General features: G+C 47.4%; 14 protein-coding genes and 2 tRNA genes. 8 read left to right on the top strand and 8 right to left on the bottom strand.

Translation table 11 applies throughout. The features are described 5' to 3' along the window. Positions 1-160 precede the first annotated feature (160 nt). Positions 161-1,354 (bottom strand): ABC transporter permease, encoded by a 1,194-nt coding sequence (locus AC566Q_RS08840; RefSeq protein WP_499615884.1) that lies wholly within the window; start codon positions 1,352-1,354, stop codon positions 161-163. A gap of 2 nt (positions 1,355-1,356) precedes the next feature. Then, positions 1,357-2,136, bottom strand: coding sequence for an ATP-binding cassette domain-containing protein (locus tag AC566Q_RS08835; RefSeq protein ID WP_499615881.1), 780 nt, complete (start codon positions 2,134-2,136; stop codon positions 1,357-1,359). Between the two features lie 147 nt (positions 2,137-2,283). Between AC566Q_RS08835 and AC566Q_RS08830 the strand changes: the two genes are divergently transcribed. Continuing rightward, positions 2,284-2,988 carry a Yip1 family protein gene (locus AC566Q_RS08830; protein ID WP_499615878.1) on the top strand — a complete coding sequence of 235 codons (705 nt, stop codon included), beginning with the start codon at positions 2,284-2,286 and terminating at the stop codon, positions 2,986-2,988. Here the strand turns inward: AC566Q_RS08830 and AC566Q_RS08825 are convergent. Beyond that, a complete protein-coding gene (locus tag AC566Q_RS08825; RefSeq protein WP_499615876.1) occupies positions 2,985-3,785 on the bottom strand; it encodes a DUF3025 domain-containing protein in 801 nt (266 codons plus the stop codon). The genes AC566Q_RS08830 and AC566Q_RS08825 overlap by 4 nt on opposite strands. 122 nt (positions 3,786-3,907) lie before the next feature. Between AC566Q_RS08825 and AC566Q_RS08820 the strand changes: the two genes are divergently transcribed. Continuing rightward, on the top strand, positions 3,908-5,551 hold the full coding sequence (locus AC566Q_RS08820; RefSeq protein WP_105936752.1) for a M28 family metallopeptidase: 1,644 nt from the start codon (positions 3,908-3,910) through the stop codon (positions 5,549-5,551). A 218-nt stretch (positions 5,552-5,769) separates the two neighbouring features. Further along, entirely contained in the window at positions 5,770-7,437 is a 1,668-nt protein-coding gene (gene asnB / locus AC566Q_RS08815) for an asparagine synthase B (RefSeq protein WP_105936751.1), read from the top strand. A 56-nt stretch (positions 7,438-7,493) separates the two neighbouring features. Here the strand turns inward: asnB and AC566Q_RS08810 are convergent, their stop codons facing one another. Both AC566Q_RS08810 and queE read right to left on the bottom strand, forming a co-directional pair. After that, positions 7,494-8,417: a type 2 periplasmic-binding domain-containing protein gene (locus AC566Q_RS08810; protein ID WP_105936750.1), complete on the bottom strand. Its 924-nt coding sequence runs from the start codon at positions 8,415-8,417 to the stop codon at positions 7,494-7,496. 10 nt (positions 8,418-8,427) lie between these two features. After that, entirely contained in the window at positions 8,428-9,075 is a 648-nt protein-coding gene (gene queE, locus AC566Q_RS08805; RefSeq protein WP_105936779.1) for a 7-carboxy-7-deazaguanine synthase QueE, read from the bottom strand. Between the two features lie 114 nt (positions 9,076-9,189). Here queE and queC point away from each other — a divergent pair, with 114 nt between their 5' ends. Together queC and AC566Q_RS08795 are read left to right on the top strand one after the other, a co-directional pair. Continuing rightward, positions 9,190-9,846, top strand: coding sequence for a 7-cyano-7-deazaguanine synthase QueC (queC, locus tag AC566Q_RS08800; RefSeq protein ID WP_105936749.1), 657 nt, complete (start codon positions 9,190-9,192; stop codon positions 9,844-9,846). A 45-nt stretch (positions 9,847-9,891) separates the two neighbouring features. After that, entirely contained in the window at positions 9,892-10,593 is a 702-nt protein-coding gene (locus tag AC566Q_RS08795; RefSeq protein WP_105936748.1) for a hypothetical protein, read from the top strand. Positions 10,594-10,639: 46 nt separating this feature from the next. Here AC566Q_RS08795 and AC566Q_RS08790 read toward each other — a convergent pair whose 3' ends face one another. The 3 genes from AC566Q_RS08790 to AC566Q_RS08780 form a co-directional block, all read right to left on the bottom strand. Then, positions 10,640-11,569 (bottom strand): LysR family transcriptional regulator, encoded by a 930-nt coding sequence (locus tag AC566Q_RS08790; RefSeq protein WP_105936747.1) that lies wholly within the window; start codon positions 11,567-11,569, stop codon positions 10,640-10,642. Between the two features lie 143 nt (positions 11,570-11,712). After that, entirely contained in the window at positions 11,713-13,731 is a 2,019-nt protein-coding gene (gene uvrB / locus AC566Q_RS08785; RefSeq protein ID WP_499615871.1) for an excinuclease ABC subunit UvrB, read from the bottom strand. Between the two features lie 12 nt (positions 13,732-13,743). Beyond that, positions 13,744-15,042 carry an MATE family efflux transporter gene (locus AC566Q_RS08780; protein ID WP_105936778.1) on the bottom strand — a complete coding sequence of 433 codons (1,299 nt, stop codon included), beginning with the start codon at positions 15,040-15,042 and terminating at the stop codon, positions 13,744-13,746. Between the two features lie 1,135 nt (positions 15,043-16,177). On the opposite strand from AC566Q_RS08780, the gene AC566Q_RS08775 reads away from it, so the two are divergent. The 3 genes from AC566Q_RS08775 (at position 16,178) to AC566Q_RS08765 (ending at position 17,597) form a co-directional block, all read left to right on the top strand. Further along, positions 16,178-16,254: transfer RNA gene (locus tag AC566Q_RS08775), tRNA-Asn, on the top strand. Positions 16,255-16,285: 31 nt separating this feature from the next. Beyond that, positions 16,286-16,362 (top strand) — tRNA-Asn (locus tag AC566Q_RS08770). 119 nt (positions 16,363-16,481) lie between these two features. Further along, positions 16,482-17,597 carry a M28 family metallopeptidase gene (locus AC566Q_RS08765; protein ID WP_499615868.1) on the top strand — a complete coding sequence of 372 codons (1,116 nt, stop codon included), beginning with the start codon at positions 16,482-16,484 and terminating at the stop codon, positions 17,595-17,597. Positions 17,598-17,782 lie beyond the last annotated feature (185 nt).

The raw sequence follows: 17,782 nt of genomic DNA, 5'->3' as shown, positions 1-17,782 counted from the left end.
AAAACAAATTGCGCCCGTTTCAGGGCGCAATTTATTGGTAAGCCTTTGCCCATCTACAAATCAGATTTATTGAATGAGTCGACCTGTTGAGGAAAGCCCGGATAGCGCCTTTCGGGCACTACCGGGGTAAAAAGATGCCCAGGCATCTTTTTAACAGTGGCTATCGGAACAACACTTTTTCTTTGTTGAACCAGAACACACAGAAGTACAACAGTGCACCGGCAATAACTGCAGTGGAAGAGAAGATGGCGAACAGTTGGAAGTAATCCATGGTGCCTTTAATCAGCTCTTTGATGGCCAGGGCTACGTTCGTTAATGGTACCCAGGCCCAACCACCTTTGAGTTCGACGCCGGGTAGCATTGCCAGCATAACCGGTACGATAACGGCAAACACCAGCGGCGTCATATAGCCTTGCGCTTCTTTAAAGCTGCGAGCGTAAATAGACAGACTCAATAATACCGCGGAGAAAATCGCCACCACGGGTACCAGCATTAAGAACATCAGCACAAAGTCGATAGCGTTGATGGCGCTCATAAACTCGCTAACCATTTTAATTGCCATTCCCTGACTGATTACCAGCCCCCACACAGCCATACTTGATACCGTAATCAAAGCCGAAGTGGCTCCTGCCAGCGCAATGGTAAGAAATTTACCTAACACCAATTTGTGGCGTTCAATAGGCGAAATAAGCAGTGTTTCCAGTGTGCCGCGCTCTTTCTCACCCGCGCCTAAATCAGTTGCCGGGATCATGGCGCCTTGTAAACAGAGCATAAAGATAAAGTACGGGATCATGCCGCCAATCTTTTCACCCCAGTTTTCGCGTTTGTCAGCCACATCGACTTTCTTAATCACAATTGGCTCAATCAGCGCCACTTGCTGTGACTCATCAAGCTCGAGTAAAGCGAAGGCTTTCTGCTGACTGCGCTCGGCATACACATCAACGATTTTATCCAGTCGGCGGCGAACCATGTTAAGGCCAGCATCATTTAAGTAGAGGCTCAGCTCGATCTGGCCACTTTGCAGCGCGTCCTCACTAAAGTTATCCGGAATAACCAGCACGAAATCAGCCTGTTCCGATTTTACAAAAGCCGCAATATCCTCACCTTCATCAATCATAACCTGATTGAACAAATCAGATGCAGCTAAGTCTTCAACCAGAGCCGGTGCATACTGAGCCCCCACTACGGCATAATCGAGCACTTTATTTTCGGCTTTATCAACCGCCTTACCGGCAAAAAACATCACCACACCAATCAATAGCGGAAACACCAGGATTGGCAATGCCACCATGAAAAATAACGTTTTTCTGTCGCGCAGCAGTTCTTTAATTTCTTTCAGCATGACTTTCCACATAACTACGCTCCCTGATTGATGACATGCATAAATGACTTGTGAAGTGACCCTTCCGCCTGCGCTTTAAACGCATCAAAGGAGTCAGAAAAATGGGTCTTGCCATGATGAATAACGGTTACCCGATCACACAATTCCGCTACCTCATCCAGGTGATGAGTGGAAAAAATCACCGGCACGCCCTGATCTTTCAGGCGACGGATAAAGTCCAGCACCGTTTGCGCGGCCATAATATCCAGGCCTGTTGTAGGTTCATCCAGAATAACCACTTTCGGGTCGTGCACCACCGCACGGGCAATGGCGGTTTTTTGTTTCATACCGGTCGAGAAATTCTCACTGCGACGGTCCAGAAAGGTGTGCATATCCAGAATATCAGCCAGTTCGCTGATTTTCGCATCGATCTGTTCTTCAGTCATACCATGCAGTTGACCAAAGTAGGCTATGTTTTCGCGACCAGTCAAACGTCCGTATAACCCGGTGGAGCCTGACAAAAAGCCAATCATCTGGCGAGCAACAACAGGTTTGGTTACCACATTGGTGCCATTAATAATGATTTCACCACTGTCGGGAGTGAGTGCAGTGGATAACATCCGCAACGTGGTGGTTTTACCGGCGCCATTCGGGCCTAATAACCCCAGCACCTCACCGGATTCACAGTAAAAGGACACGTCCTGTACAGAATGGAAAAACCGCCCTTTTAAACGAGGATCCTTTTTTTCCTGATCGCTGAGCTTTTTAGGATTCTCAACGGCGAATTTTTTTGCCAGATTTGAGATTTCTATCATTATCCTTCCCTAAGTTATTGTTATTGGTCCGTTTGGCTTGTGAAACTTCGTTACATTTTTTCACGCAAACCGATGGTAATTATGAGTATACTGGCATGACTAAAAATAATAATCTGCAGAAATGTTACAAAATATAAGGAGTCAGGGATGTCGGAAGTCACCAATCCGTTCCAGGCATGCAATAACATCTTTTTTAAACCTAACGGCGTGTTCAAAGCCATCGACGAAAAAAACAACTGGTCCTGGATACCATTTTTCGTTGTCATTTTGATGAGTGTGTTACCCGCTTACCTGTATATCAACTTTGTTGACTTCGAGTGGTATAAAAATATGTTGGTAGATACTCAGTATGGCGAATTGAGCCCCGCAGAACAGGATAACATCCGCGGTAACATGGCCCAGCCCCAGGTCATGGTAGCCATGATAATGTTCGGAATTCTGGGCCCTATTGTGTTTAACGCTATTCTGGCACTCTATCTGAACCTGACAACGAAGTCCGACGAAGAAAATCTAAACGGTTACACCGACTGGTATGGCTTTACCTGGTGGGCAGGCATGCCGGTTGTGGTTAGCACTTTACTGGGTATTGCACTAATCTCCATTGAAGATAACCATCAGATATTACCCACTATACTCAGCCCTTTATCCGTAGCCTATGTCTTTAATGTGAGTATGGAATCAGACTGGTTCGGTTTCGCTCAGGCATTGCGGCTGGAAACGTTATGGTCGGTCTATCTGATAACGGTAGGTATTACCCAGTGGACCAGTTTCGACACCAAAAAGTCTGCAATTATCGCAGCGGCTCCCTTTGTAATTATCATGGGTGTCTGGGCGCTGATTAAGCTTTTCTAAGTTTGGTAAAGCGGCAATTGAACGGTGGCTGGCGCGTTAGGCGCCAGTGGCCGAAAATATCCTGTATCGACATAAAATGCCTCGCTCTGTTCCGAATACCAGCCTGGTATCCCCAGCAATGGAATGGGTTTTAAGGTGTTTTTTGCCGCCAACCCGTCAAGTTTAGTAAGCCGCTCAGACAATGCCACATCTATCATCTTATAGCGGGTTTTCTCATCCATTTTCTCAAACCCTGCAGGCACAATCACCGCAAGCCATTTTGCCGTTAAGCCAATAAACGGGTCCAGCAACATTTCGTAAAGGGCATGACCAATAATCACTGGAAACAACGTGTTGCCCCATTCGTGCTGATTATCAACCAAACATTCCTGCCACTGATGGTTTGCCAACCTTTCCAACAGTTGATTACCTTTTTCGAGTTTGTCTTGTGGCAGGGCAATCACCAGCCCGCATTCATCAAAATGGGTAATGCGATTACGTTTAGGGGTTCTGGGGTGAATGCCAAACTGCGCAATTTCCTCACAGTGCAGTGTATTAATCAGCTTTTTGCTGCGCGGAAATGCTATCCACATCATCGCATTAAAGGTGTCATGCCAGTTGGTGCGTGTTGGCACCTGATTTTCCTCAGCGATAAACACTTCATAATAGCGCTTTGCTAAATCGGCCTGGTCATCATCAATGAAGTCCGGACCTGCCCAGCCTTCGTCCATCAGTCTGGCATAGTCATTAAGTTGTGGCGCACTAAGCGGATTGCGGCCTGCCATCCTGAAAGTGGAAAATAAAGTGTCTAGTGGCAAAGAGGATGATCTTGCTGAATCGGGGTGTGAAGACATGAGAAAACGAGGATATCTTAGCAGTTCAATTTTGTACTGAATTCTCTATACTGGAAAGCTAATGTAAAGCAATCAGAGAAAAATAAATGAAAAAAATCCTCCTGTTGCCGTTAGTTGTTTCCTCAGTAGCGTGGTTATCTGCCTGCTCACAGGAACCTGCGGCCACAACTTCGACAGAACAAAACAACTTTGATGCGGTATATAACAGCATTACTGCCGACAAAATTGCGCCGCCTCTTAAGACCCTGGCGTCTGATGAATTTGAGGGGCGTCTGCCAACGACAGCAGGGGAAAAGAAAACCCTCGATTTTCTGGTTTCAGAATTTAAACGACTTGGCCTTGAACCGGGCAACGGCGACAGTTACCTGCAAGCGGTGGAGTTGATGGAAATTACCGCCGATCCGGGCATGACCATGACCATTGGCAATCACACTTTTGACTACAAAACCGATATGGTTGCCGGCTCCAAACGTGAGCAGGATGTGGTAACACTTACCGATTCAGAGCTTGTTTTTGTCGGTTATGGCATTAATGCTCCGGAATACGAATGGAATGACTACGAAGGCCTGGATGTAACCGGTAAAACCGTAGTAATTCTGGTTAACGACCCAGGATTTGAAAACCCGGAAGGCGGTAAATTTCAGGGCACTACCATGACCTATTACGGTCGCTGGAGCTATAAATACGAAGAAGCCAGCCGTCAGGGCGCCGCGGGTGCCATTATTGTTCATGAAACAGCTCCGGCTTCTTATGGCTGGTCGGTGGTGGCTAATAGCTGGAGTGGCCCGCAGTATGGCCTGGTTAGCCCGGATAAAGGTGCCAGCCGCGTAGCCGTTGAAGGATGGTTAACCCTGGACGCGGCTACCCGTGTTTTCGCCGATGCCGGCCTTGATTTCGAGGAAGAAAAAGCTAAAGCCATGCAAGGCCCCTATTCCGTGCCACTCGAGCAGAACATGTCGGTAACTGTGCAAAACACCTATCAGGCCTCAACCAGTTACAATGTGCTGGCTACCCTGCCCGGAAGCGAAAAACCGGATGAGCATGTGATTTACACGTCGCACTGGGATCATCTGGGCAAGGATGAAAGTCTTGAGGGCGATCAGATCTATAACGGCGCACACGATAATGCTACCGGTACTGCCGCCGCATTGGTTATGGCTGAGGCCTTTAGTAAACTCACTCCCGCGCCAAAACGCTCTGTGTCATTTTTAATTGTCACCGCCGAGGAACAGGGCTTACTGGGATCGAAGTACTACGCCGACAACCCGATTATCCCGCTTAATAAAACCGTGGCCAATATCAACATGGATGCCATGAATGTGCTGGGTAAAACCAAAGACATCGCGGTAATTGGCATGGGTAAATCCGATCTTGAAGAAGAGCTGACTATTGCAGCGACTCGTCAGGGTCGTACTGTCACTCAGGAAGATCGTCCTGAGGCGGGCTATTACTATCGTTCCGATCATTTCAGCTTTGCCAAAGTGGGTGTTCCGGCGCTCTATGCCAAAGGTGGAAGCGAGCCCTTTGACGAAGAAACCGCGAAATATCGTAAACGTACCAGCGTGATAGTGACCGGCTGTTATCATCAGGTCTGTGACAAGTTTCGGGACGACTGGGATCTGAGCGGGATATCTCAGGATACCCAGCTATTAATGGAAGTTGGTTATTTAGTCGCCAACAAAGACAGTTGGCCGCAATGGCGTGAAACCAGTGAGTTTCAGCGCAAATAATCAGCCCCCTTCAGAAAACCGCCGCTTTCGGCGGTTTTTTTTATCTAAATGTTTAAATAGACCAGATTGTACTTGCATTTTTTGCTCATGCTGGCACATTCAGTAGTCGCGAGTGTAAAGGTTTTATCCTGCAAAAAAATAATCCACCGCTGTACGTCAATTCGAGCACCGACAGAAAACATTATCCTTTAACTATGTGACAAGAGAGAACGCTTCTTATGTGTGGTATTTTCGGTATCTTAGATATCAAAACCGATGTGTCTGAACTCAGAACCCAAGCTTTGGAACTAACCAAAACGCTGCGTCACCGCGGCCCTGACTGGTCGGGTATCTGGAATAATGACAATACCATTTTGTGTCACGAGCGTTTAGCAATCGTCGATGTTGATACGGGTGCCCAGCCACTGATCAGTGACAACGGTCACCAGGCTCTGGCTGTAAATGGTGAGATCTACAACCACAAGCAGCTCGCTAAAGAGCTGGACACTCCTTACAACTTTAAAACCCGCTCTGACTGCGAGGTCATTCTGCCGCTGTATCAACAGCGCGGTGTTGAGTTTATTGATGATTTACAAGGCATGTTTGCGTTCATTCTGTATGACGAAAAAGAAGATGCCTATCTGATTGCCCGTGACCATATTGGTATTATCCCGCTGTATACCGGTTACGACGAACACGGTAATTTCTACGTGGCTTCCGAGATGAAAGCGCTGGCCCCGGTTTGTAAAACGATTAGTGAATTTCCTCCGGGCCACTATATGTGGAGCAAAACCGGTGAAATGGTGAAGTACTATAAGCGCGACTGGATGGAATACGACGCCGTTAAAGACAACGAGTCGAACATCGAAGAACTGCGCGTAGCCTTCGAAAAAGCGGTTAAATCTCACATGATGTCAGACGTACCTTACGCCGTGCTGTTATCTGGTGGTCTGGACTCATCACTGGTTTCTGCTGTCGCCGCCAAATACGTTGCCAAACGGGTTGAAGATGAAGACAAATCCGATGCCTGGTGGCCGCGTTTGCACTCATTTGCTGTAGGCCTTGAAGGTGCCCCCGATTTAGTGGCTGCCCAGAAAGTTGCAGAAATGATTGGTACGGTGCACCACGAAATCCACTTTACTATTCAGGAAGGTCTGGATGCCATTCGTGATGTGATTTATCACCTGGAAACCTACGACACCACCACTATCCGTGCCGCTACGCCAATGTACCTGATGACCCGTAAGATTAAAGCAATGGGTATTAAAATGGTACTGTCGGGCGAAGGCTCTGATGAAATCTTCGGTGGTTACCTGTACTTCCACAAGGCACCGAATGCTAAAGAGTTTCATGAAGAGACGGTACGTAAACTCGACCGCCTGCACATGTTCGATTGCGCCCGTGCTAATAAAGCTACCTCGGCGTGGGGTGTTGAAGCCCGTGTCCCCTTCCTGGATAAAGAATTCATGGACGTGGCCATGCGCCTCAACCCGAAAGACAAAATGTGTGGTAACGGCAAAATGGAAAAGTACATTCTGCGTGAAGCCTTTGATAACGGTGAAACGCTGCCGCCAGAAGTGTTATGGCGTCAGAAAGAACAGTTTGGTGACGGTGTAGGTTACTCCTGGATTGACTCAATTAAGGATTTTGTTGCCAACGAAGTAAGCGATCAACAGCTGGCTTCTGCGGAGTTCCGCTTCCCAATCAATACCCCGGATACCAAAGAAGGTTACTACTACCGCACAATCTTTGAAGGTTACTTCCCGCAAGAAACTGCAGCTCGCTGTGTACCTGGCGGTAAGTCAATTGCCTGTAGTACGGTTGAAGCCCTTGAATGGGATGAGAGCTTTAAGAACAATGCTGACCCGTCTGGCCGCTCCATGCAGGGCGTACACGGCAAAGCATAACTTTTGCTTACCTACTAAAAAAAACAGCACCTTTAGGTGCTGTTTTTTTCTACTGATTATTCTTTATTAGGGGCGCTTTGGGGCGTATGGATCTGCGGATCAAACCATAAGGCTTTATCATCCAGCGGCGTTTCTTTAGGGAGTAATGGATTCTCCAGGTGAAATACCTTGCGCTCAGCTACGTTGACTTTAAGCAACGCCTCACGATGATGGCTGACAAAGATATTATCGAAAGAGCCGTCTTCCAGGGCTCTTCGTAATCCCGTTTCAATCAGCCTCGCCATGGTAGGATTGGAACGATTCACAAAGAAATACATTGCCGCCGGATAATGCATAACCAAAGATGGCTCGAGTACAATATCGTCATCCAGTGAAAGGGCATTTAATTCTCCCAGTACTTCACTAACGGCCCGTGGGAAAAAGTCGCCCTGTTTTAACTCCAGGCGATTAAATGCCTCGGGAAACTCAGACACAGTGAGCACATTAAACCCGTTAGACTGCAATATTTTAGTATCCGGCCACTCGGCACCCTGTAACGCCGTTAAAGGGGTTAAATTCCGGACTTCGCGGATGTTATGAAACTTGGCGGACAAGTCCTGGTTAATTAAAAACACGCGCCAGCCAATCAACCCTTTATGAATAGGGATACGAATCGGTAGCAGCTCCTTCTCGCGCTGTATATCCGTCATCACCCAAACGATGTTGATTTCGCGATTTTCCTTTAACTGCCGAATGGCCTTGCCCTGCAGCAAAATGCGTTCAGACGGCGTAAGTGTATAACGCACTCCGGTTTTACTAAGCGCCAGTTTGAGCAGCGTTAACGGATAATCGTGACGACTGTCGCTTTCATTTATGGGGCGCGGGTAATGAATAGACCAGTTGGCAGCACTGACGTTTAGCGTCCACAGTAACAGTATAAATACCAGTCCAATACCGTGATAAGTCCTGCCGCGCAGTAGGGTAAAAATGTGCTTTTTCATTGGCCCGGCCTCAAGCGATGCCGACGTACTTATGCGTTTGCAATGACAAACGCCAGTTACGTTCGATACAGGTTTTAATGGCCAGTTCTGTGGCTCTGGGCTGCTGGCTGATGGGCTGCAGACAAATGATGTCTGGTACCGCGTCCAGGCGCGACAGTAGCGCGTCCAGCTCATCAATGTGCTTTTGCATGGCGATGGGGTGTTTGATTTCGTTTGCGCGTTCAAGAGCGCTGGTCAGAATATCGAAGCCCCCTTTCATATTGATTTTTGGCGAAACCGTTACCCAGGTGTCTTTGGCACAGCGCACTTCAAACGCGCCACTGGTTTCAATTTGGGTGGTGTAACCATGCTCATGAAGTAACTCAGTGAGCTCTGTTAAATCGTACATGCAGGGCTCTCCGCCTGTCAGCACAACATGTTTGGCCTGATAGCGCTGCTGCTCAAACAGAGCCAGTAAACCCAGTTCTGAAATACCGAAATAGCGCTCTGACTCAGCGGCTTTATTTATCACTGCATCAACGCTGTCTATCATGTTCTCGTTCAGTTCCCAGGTGTGTTTAGTGTCACACCACGGACACCCTACCGGGCACCCTTGCAGGCGCACAAACACCGCTGGCACGCCGGTATATACACCTTCGCCCTGGATGGTTTCGAACATTTCATTGATATTGAGTCGTTGATCTGTCAATTGTTTAATCCTGTCGTGATTCTTGTTGGGATTCTAGCAGGGATAGCATAAAATTCCGTTATCATTTATTAAATTATACCTGTTATGTCTGAAAAAGTGATTGTTATCTATTCCGGCGGCATGGACTCGTTTACCGTGCTTAATAAAGCGCTGGAAGATGGAAAGTCGCCCATGGCACTGTCTTTCAATTATGGCCAGCGCCATAAAAAAGAGCTCGATTATGCTGCGCGGGTGTGTGCCGAATTATCGATCCCCCATAAAATTGTCGATATCTCGGCTATTAACGACCTGATAGGTGGCTCAGCGCTTACCAGCGATATTGAGGTACCTGAAGGGCATTACGAAGAGCCCAGCATGAAAACCACCGTTGTGCCTAACCGCAATATGATCCTGCTTTCTATGGCAGTGGGTTATGCTGTGAGTGAAGAGGCCACGAAGGTTTACTACGGAGCCCACTCAGGTGACCACGCAATCTATCCGGATTGCCGTCCTGAATTTGTCGAGAAAATGAATGATGTGTGTGCCATCGCCAATTACGAGGCGGTTGAGATAGTCACCCCTTACCTTAAAGTAAGTAAAACGGCTATTCTCACTGACGGCCTGAGAATGGGTCTGGATTACGGCAAATCCTGGACCTGTTATAACGGCCGGGAAAAAGCCTGTGGCCAGTGTGGTGCCTGTCAGGAGCGTCTTGAAGCGTTCCGGGATAATGGCAGAACAGACCCGTTGGACTATGAATAAATAAACGTTTACCTTATTGACTAACCCCATTAAAGGAGTTTTACCATGCAAGTAGTCCTGTTAAGCCTTGTCGGTTTAGCTCTGGGGTTGGCTTTACCCGCCCTCGCTAACCAACGCATTGCGGTGCAAATTAAGGGATATGATGACGGCGTAAAGTCCACTGCCGGGCAGGATTACAAAGAAGCGGTGCTGTTTGCTAAGCGTGAAGCCATTGAACGTGCTGGCGTTTCCGTAAAATCGCTCACCACCATGGAAGATTATCTTATCAAATCTGATTACATTGAAAGCCAGGCTGAAGCAGTGCTGGAACCTGGTTACGATGTTCTCGACATTGGTTATCAACCTGATGGCAGCTACCTGGTTGTATTAACCGGAAAAGTAAGTCTGATGACAAAAGCCAGTGAGGCTGATAAACAGCCTCCTGCTCCTGAGTCAATGCTGTTGACGGCGTTAAGCCGCTTATCGGCATCGCCACAGGAATTTGAGCTCAGCCTGGGCGACATTGGCAACTACCCGATTGAAAAAGCCTATTTTGCCAACGACGAGCAGTTTGTTATCCATTATGATTTCCGCAATGGTGTGATGACCTTAAACAATATCAATAAAGGCATTATGCGCCTGGCAGGTACCTATCGCACCGATACGGACTCCGGCAGCGTTGAACTGGATTTTAATCCTGACGGCAGTGCAGAAGGACACTGGAAATTCTTTCTGGCCAGTGGTGCAATGACCATCCGCAAAAAATAAAGCGCCTGATGATTTCTCATTAAGGCGCTTATTTAACCGCGTAATCTTACTTTTGGCTTTCGGTAATAAAGTAGCTGAGCTCTTTAATACAGTGGCGCAGTACCGGGTTTAACCGGGTATTCTTGCCATTCATCACAAACAGCTCATGGCTGAATTCAAACAGATTACCGTTAGCAATAGACACCAGTCCTAACGCGACACCCTGCTCTTTGGCCATGTAGTCTGGCAATAACGCGACATACTCACCGGTCATCATGGCCGACATCGCGGCATCAAATGAATCAGAGAATGTCTGAATAGCCAGGCGACGATCGCCATCAATGTAATTGGCCGATGATAAGCCCGAAATGCCGATGGCCGGGTAATCTTCGATTCTGACGTTTTCAGGTAAAGCATCCACATCCCGGTACTTGGCCAACGGATGAGAAGGCGCACAGTACAACCGGCCTTTACAAGACGTACCAATGGGGTGGAAAGTCACCGATTCCGGTTTCACCATGTCGTAGGTGGAGATCACCAGATGACATTCACCCGACAGCGCCACGTGTTCAACTTCGTTATAGAGACGGGTTTGAATATTCACATGAATATCATCAAACTTTTTCATGGTGCTTTTTACAGCCCGGCTTACTGCAAGATGCATAGACAGCGGCAGGCCAGCCATCAATACCAGAGTAATGTGACCAGAATAGTCGTCGTGCAGTGATTTTAAATTAAAAACAAAGTTATCGAAGGCATTAAAGATACGTTTGGTTTCCTGAAAAACCACCTCGCCTTCTTTGGTCATCTGAAAGCCACCGCGACCACGATGACAAAGCACGAGATCCAGCCGTTCCTCAAGCTTTTTGATGGCAGCACTGATATTGGGACGCTGCATTCTTAATACCGGCTCAGCTGCCGTGAAGCCATTACAACTGGCTACCGCATAGAATACCCGCAGTAGTTTGATATCAGATTCTTGTAATCGGTTTAACATGATTGCACCCAAAATAGGTATAGTTATCAATACTCAAACCATAATAGGCACAGTACACAATATTTACAATCATATTTTTCGTGTTCAATAGCCAAAGCAGGAAAATACTGCTCTGGCGGGCCGTGCCGGCAACACTTCAATTGTTAAGAGAGGGCAACTACCTGCTTTCTTAGTTGCTCAATTTCATCCCGTAACGACGCCGCTTTTTCAAACTCCAGCTCTTTGGCACATTCGAACATTTGCTTTTCCAGTTCGCTCACCTGCGCCATCAGCTCGGTGGCCGAAGCCGCTTTAGCAGCCTTCTTAGACTCCGCCACTTTGCGCAACTTAACCTGACCGGAACCCGGTGCTACCGAATCGCCCAGGTCCATTATGTCAGTGATTGGCTTATTCAACCGTTGTGGGGTTATGTTATTGGCCGTATTGTGCTCTATTTGTTTCGTGCGGCGACGCTCAGTTTCATCAATCGCCTTGCGCATGGAGCCGGTAATGGTATCGGCATACAAAATGGCTTTACCATTAACATGACGCGCCGCCCGGCCCATGGTTTGAATGAGGGACTTTTCAGCGCGCAGGAAGCCTTCCTTGTCCGCATCGAGAATCGCTACCAACGATACCTCAGGCATATCCAGACCTTCCCGCAGCAGGTTTATTCCCACCAGTACATCAAATTTACCCAGGCGCAGGTCACGAATGATCTCAATCCGCTCCACCGTATCGATATCCGAGTGTAAATACCGTACTTTTACGCCATGCTCGTTAAGATACTCACTTAAATCCTCGGCCATGCGTTTTGTCAGTGTGGTGATGAGTACCCGTTCATCCACCGCTACCCGCAGTTGAATTTCAGACAGCACGTCATCTACCTGCGTGGCCACAGGGCGTACTTCGATAACCGGATCCAACAAGCCGGTGGGGCGCACCACCTGTTCAACCACGTCGCCATCGGATTTCTCCAGTTCATAGTTACCTGGCGTGGCTGACACATAAATGGTTTGTGGTGAGATATGCTCGAATTCATCAAACTTGAGCGGCCGGTTATCCAGTGCCGACGGCAACCGGAACCCGTATTCCACCAGGGTTTCCTTGCGCGAGCGGTCACCTTTGTACATTGCGCCGATCTGCGACACCGTAACATGAGATTCGTCGATAAACATCAGACCATCAGCCGGTAAGTAATCCAGCAATGTTGGTGGTGGCTCGCCAGGCGCCCGACCAGAGAGGTAGCGTGAATAGTTCTCAATCCCGGAGCAATAGCCCAGTTCCAGCATCATTTCGATGTCGAACTGAGTGCGCTGAGAGATGCGCTGTTCTTCCAGCAGTTTATTGACTTCCAGCAGTTGCTTTTTGCGGTCGGCAAGCTCATCTTTAATACGGTCCACCGCGCTGAGAATTTTTTCCCGCGGTGTTACATAGTGCGTTTTAGGGAAAACGGTCGCCCGCACCACGTTTTTCTCAACGGAACCGGTGAGCGGATCAAACAGACTGATGCGATCAATTTCTTCATCAAACAGTTCTACCCTCACCGCCTGTTTCTCAGAGTCCGCCGGAAAAATATCAATCACATCGCCGCGCACCCTGAACGTGCCCCGTTCAAAAGCCAAATCGTTACGCTTATATTGCAACTCGGCCAGACGTCTTAAAATATCACGCTGGTTGATGGTATCGCCGGTGCGCAAATGCAGCAGCATTTTCATGTAGGATTCCGGATCGCCCAAACCGTAGATGGCCGAAACACTGGCCACAATCACTACATCACGACGCTCCATAAGCGCTTTAGTCGCCGACAACCGCATTTGTTCAATGTGGTCGTTTATCGAGGCATCTTTCTCAATAAAGGTATCGGTGCTCGGTACGTAAGCTTCAGGCTGATAATAGTCATAGTAAGACACAAAATACTCTACGGCATTATGCGGGAAGAATTCCTTCATCTCGCCGTATAGCTGCGCCGCCAGGGTTTTATTGTGTGCCAGCAACAATGTGGGGCGTTGTACCTGGTTAATAATATTGGCCATGGTGAAGGTTTTACCTGAACCGGTTACCCCTAACAGCGTTTGATGAGCAAGACCGCTTTCCAGTCCGTCCACCAGCGCTTCAATCGCTGTGGGCTGGTCGCCCGCAGGCTGATATTTGGAAACAAGCTCAAAGCCTTTATCTGCCATGTTATAAAACCTTTATTCGTGTGTTTGTACAGAGACTACCCGCAAAGACCGTCGGAACCAGTACACCGATACCACAGCCATTAATAAGTTCGCTATCACCGCGCCGGTAAAGATACCCTGCAAGTCATAAAATACGCCCATGGTTATGGTGATCGGCACAAAAAAGACGAACAGCCGAATCACACTAAGTACCAGCGCCGACATAGGCAAATGAATCGCATTTAGCGAGGAATTGGTGAGGATAACGATGCCCTGTAAACCATACCCTAAAGGTACAATAACCAGAAACATCTGGATCAATTCAGCCACCTGTTGCTCTTTGGCAAACAGCGATGCCAACAGGCCAGAGCACAGCCATAACACCACACTGATAAACAATTGCCACGCCAGCACAAATTTTACTATCAGCCAATACGCGTCTTTGACGCGACCAATGCAATTGGCGCCCATGTTTTGACTAATGAACGGCGGTAATGACATCGATAGCGCCAGCACCACTATGGTAGTGAATGACTCCAGCCGACTCCCTACCCCCCAGGCAGCGACGGCTTCTTCGCCATACCCTGCAACAACGCGGGTCAGAATGGCACCGGCAATAGGCGTAAGCATATTAGCGCCGGCAGCCGGCAGCGCAATATGCAAGATAGAGCGACTACGTTCAGCCAACTCTTTGACTGTTAACAGACGGGGTAAAATATAATTACGTTGCCTGGCCAGCAAATACAGAATCCACACTGAACAAACAATCCAGGAAATAAGTGTAGCCAGGGCTGCACCACCAATGCCCATGGCTGGCACCGGACCCAAACCAAAAATAAACAGCGGATCCAGCAGCGCATTGATGCCACCGCCCGTGGCCATAATAATGCTCGGTGTTTTGGTGTCGCCGCGGGCGCGTAGTATGCTATTCCCCACCATCGGCATAGCGAGAAACACCGAAGCAAAGTACCAGATTTCCATATAATCATGAATATGCGGCATCAAATGTTGCTGAGCGCCCAGTAACTGAAACACAAAATCAATACTGAAGCCACCGCACAAAGCAAGAATGCCTACCATAATGAAAGACAGCATCAGTGCCCCGGAGCCAGTCTCCCGGGCGCCATCCTGCTTGCCCTGTCCGGCCAGGCGGGCGATCACGGCTGAGGTCCCGATACCGAGACCAATGTTCAAACTGATTAGTGTAAAAGTTACCGGAAAAGTAAAACTGATTGCAGCCAGTGGCTCAGTACCCAGCAGGCTTACAAAAAAAGTATCAATAAGGCCAAAGCTCATCATCATGATCATGCCAATGATCATGGGAACGGTCATGCGTTTTAACGACTCGGCAATATCACCATTGATTAAATCTCGTGATTTATCCTGCTTCACTCTGCTCACTTATAACTTTAATAGACTGACGTTACTGACTGCCTGCCCGGCATCATGTGGCAAACAACGAGGTAGTTTAAGATTACTACGTAGCATCTTGCCCGGAATGGTTAATTAATTTGGCGATTTTTAAAGCCAATAGATGTAATGTCCAAGTGTAATCGACCGCGTCAGTGAACAACAGGGATTTATCAAATAAAAACGCTAGAACATAAACCGGCAACATTTCCGCTCTTTTTATCAATTTCACGATTAATAACGGAAACTTATTTGTTCATATTTCACCCAGATACTATTGTGACAACCTATACATAAGCAATCAGGCGCTTAGAACGTGTATCTAAGCAAATCCGGTCCTTCATCCTGTAAACCGAATAACTTTTAAACAGCGTACAAAATTGTGTATTAAGTGAATTTATTGTTAACAAAGCGTTACCACACCCATTACCTCAGCGTTTAACACACAAGAAAAATCATGTCTATCCCCAAAATTAAAAAAATGACATACATTCGTCTATTACCCAATAGATTTAATATAAATTATTGTTTTTATTAAATTTTAAACCACCACAATGTGACAACTATGTGACAATAAATTGACTTACGTGCAGTGCTCTCTCTCTTCCGACAATTCTATCAACATAGTTATCCACAGATTTGGTGGATAACTAATTAAGAGCCAGTATTGGCGCGGCTTAGACGTTAATCGACAGCATTTTTTGTAAGTAACGACTAACCTTGTGAGAATACCTCAATGGTTACATATTTATGAAAATCTGTATATAAAAACAGTATTCAATAGTTTTTTAATAGCTTTTAGTTATAAATTTATTTATTTAAATTACTAAAGTAACACAGAGCATCCCTGTTTCTTCCACAACTGACATTAACCTAATAATATTCAATGAATTAGCCTTGTAAGCCTGAGTAAAGTCGAAAAAACATGCGTTTCGTTTGTTTTTTGAGCTGAAACAACGCTACATGACATTTTTTGTCCAAACGAAAGAAAATTTTCACGAAGTTTGTTGACACAAGAATCTTACGTCATTAATATTCGCCTCCGTTGAAACACAGGTCCCCCTTAGCTCAGTTGGTTAGAGCGACGGACTGTTAATCCGCAGGTCCCCCGTTCGAGTCGGGGAGGGGGAGCCAAGTTTCAATAGTAAGTAGTAAGATATAGTGTTCCCCCTTAGCTCAGTTGGTTAGAGCGACGGACTGTTAATCCGCAGGTCCCCCGTTCGAGTCGGGGAGGGGGAGCCAACTTACTGGCTCCAGCTCTATTTAAGCAATCCCCTCTATTACCCAAACAATCTTAATTTCAATGCATAGTAGCGTTATGTTTGTTATATGTGTTTTTCAATTTCGATTGCTAACGAATTATGACCCGCATTGTTTTTCTTGTTCAGCTCCTGGTTGTTACTCAACTGCTGTTTAGCAGTTTCAGCCTGGCACAAACCGTATCCACCCCGTCGCCATCGGCCCAGGTATCTGCGCAAAGCTGGCAGATTCTGCAGGAAATCGTAAGTGACGTTGGCGCCCGCCCTGCAGGCAGTTCTAATGAACGCAGGTTGCTGCATGACTTTACCAACCGGTACTGGAGCCAAAGCACAGGAGTTCCCGTTAATAGTCAGCCGGTAACGTTTACTGTACGGGGCAGCAAAAAGCGCAGTGCGAATGTTTGGCTCACGTTTCCAGGCAAATCAGGGGAGCATCTGGTCATCGGTGCTCACGCCGACTCTACGGGAGAAGATGAAGGTTCTCAGGGCGTAACAGATAACGGTATCGCCGTAGCGTTGCTGTTAGCTCTTGGCCAACAGCTCAGCACCATGGAACTTGAAGACTCTGTAACTCTGGTGCTGTTTGGTGCCGAAGAAGTGGGTTTGTTTGGTTCGCAAGCTTTTACAACAGCCCTGCAGAACGACCGTCGTTTCTTAACCGGCGCTCCCTTCCCCACTGCAATGATTAACCTGGATACTATCGCAGGTGGTGATTACCTGTATGTCCACAGTCCGACTAAGAAAGTTTATAAACGATGCGATAAAGTCGAGAGCTATAATTCGTCTGCGTCGGTGCGCGATGCATTGATGAGCGTTGCCAGCGCCAACTCCCTGCCGTTTAGGTTACATCCTGCTTATCCTGGCTACCCACAAGGTGAGACCGGTGAATGGTCAGATCATGCGCCTTTTGCCTGTGCTGGTATTCCTGTCGGTTATATTGAAGCCACCAATTTTTCGATTAATGGGCGTGATGGTTACGACGGCTATTCACAGGCACTGCATCCATCACTGTGGGATTGCTTCGACCGTAGTGAGAAAACCGCCTGTAATCCCGAACAGGAACAACGGTGGGGTTATATCTGGCATACCCAGGCTGATCGCCTGGACAAATTAAATCAACTTTACCCCGGACGACTGCGAACACAATTAAATGCAGTCACTGAACTTCTGTTCAATTTTCTTACCGGCGATAAATCACTTCAGTCAGCCAGTGACTGATCTTCACCCGCCTGTTCCGCATACAAAGGCGCAATCGGTGTAATACATCGTCAATCAATCGGTTAGCCAATCGGTTAGCTAGCAAAAACTAAGTCGAACAACATTGTTAATTGCAGGCAAAATATTAGATAATACGGAGCTAATATTTATGACCTGTCCGGCATCTTAGTCAAACAGGCCCTGAT

The sequence above is a fragment of the Alteromonas sp. H02 genome (genome assembly GCF_059682525.1).
Note: the sequence above shows the minus strand (reverse complement) of the source record. Positions and strands in the feature narration are given on the sequence as shown.

Bases quoted from the DNA above. Each gene is read 5' to 3' on its own strand.
- queE (WP_105936779.1), bottom strand. From the start codon at position 9,075: ATGTTCGAAACCATCCAGGGCGAAGGTGTATATACCGGCGTGCCAGCG.
- AC566Q_RS08795 (WP_105936748.1), top strand. From the start codon at position 9,892: ATGCAAGTAGTCCTGTTAAGCCTTGTCGGTTTAGCTCTGGGGTTGGCT.
- AC566Q_RS08835 (WP_499615881.1), bottom strand. From the start codon at position 2,136: ATGATAGAAATCTCAAATCTGGCAAAAAAATTCGCCGTTGAGAATCCT.
- AC566Q_RS08830 (WP_499615878.1), top strand. From the start codon at position 2,284: ATGTCGGAAGTCACCAATCCGTTCCAGGCATGCAATAACATCTTTTTT.
- AC566Q_RS08810 (WP_105936750.1), bottom strand. From the start codon at position 8,417: ATGAAAAAGCACATTTTTACCCTACTGCGCGGCAGGACTTATCACGGT.
- asnB (WP_105936751.1), top strand. From the start codon at position 5,770: ATGTGTGGTATTTTCGGTATCTTAGATATCAAAACCGATGTGTCTGAA.
- queC (WP_105936749.1), top strand. From the start codon at position 9,190: ATGTCTGAAAAAGTGATTGTTATCTATTCCGGCGGCATGGACTCGTTT.
- AC566Q_RS08790 (WP_105936747.1), bottom strand. From the start codon at position 11,569: ATGTTAAACCGATTACAAGAATCTGATATCAAACTACTGCGGGTATTC.
- AC566Q_RS08840 (WP_499615884.1), bottom strand. From the start codon at position 1,354: ATGTGGAAAGTCATGCTGAAAGAAATTAAAGAACTGCTGCGCGACAGA.
- AC566Q_RS08765 (WP_499615868.1), top strand. From the start codon at position 16,482: ATGACCCGCATTGTTTTTCTTGTTCAGCTCCTGGTTGTTACTCAACTG.
- AC566Q_RS08780 (WP_105936778.1), bottom strand. From the start codon at position 15,042: ATGACCGTTCCCATGATCATTGGCATGATCATGATGATGAGCTTTGGC.
- uvrB (WP_499615871.1), bottom strand. From the start codon at position 13,731: ATGGCAGATAAAGGCTTTGAGCTTGTTTCCAAATATCAGCCTGCGGGC.
- AC566Q_RS08820 (WP_105936752.1), top strand. From the start codon at position 3,908: ATGAAAAAAATCCTCCTGTTGCCGTTAGTTGTTTCCTCAGTAGCGTGG.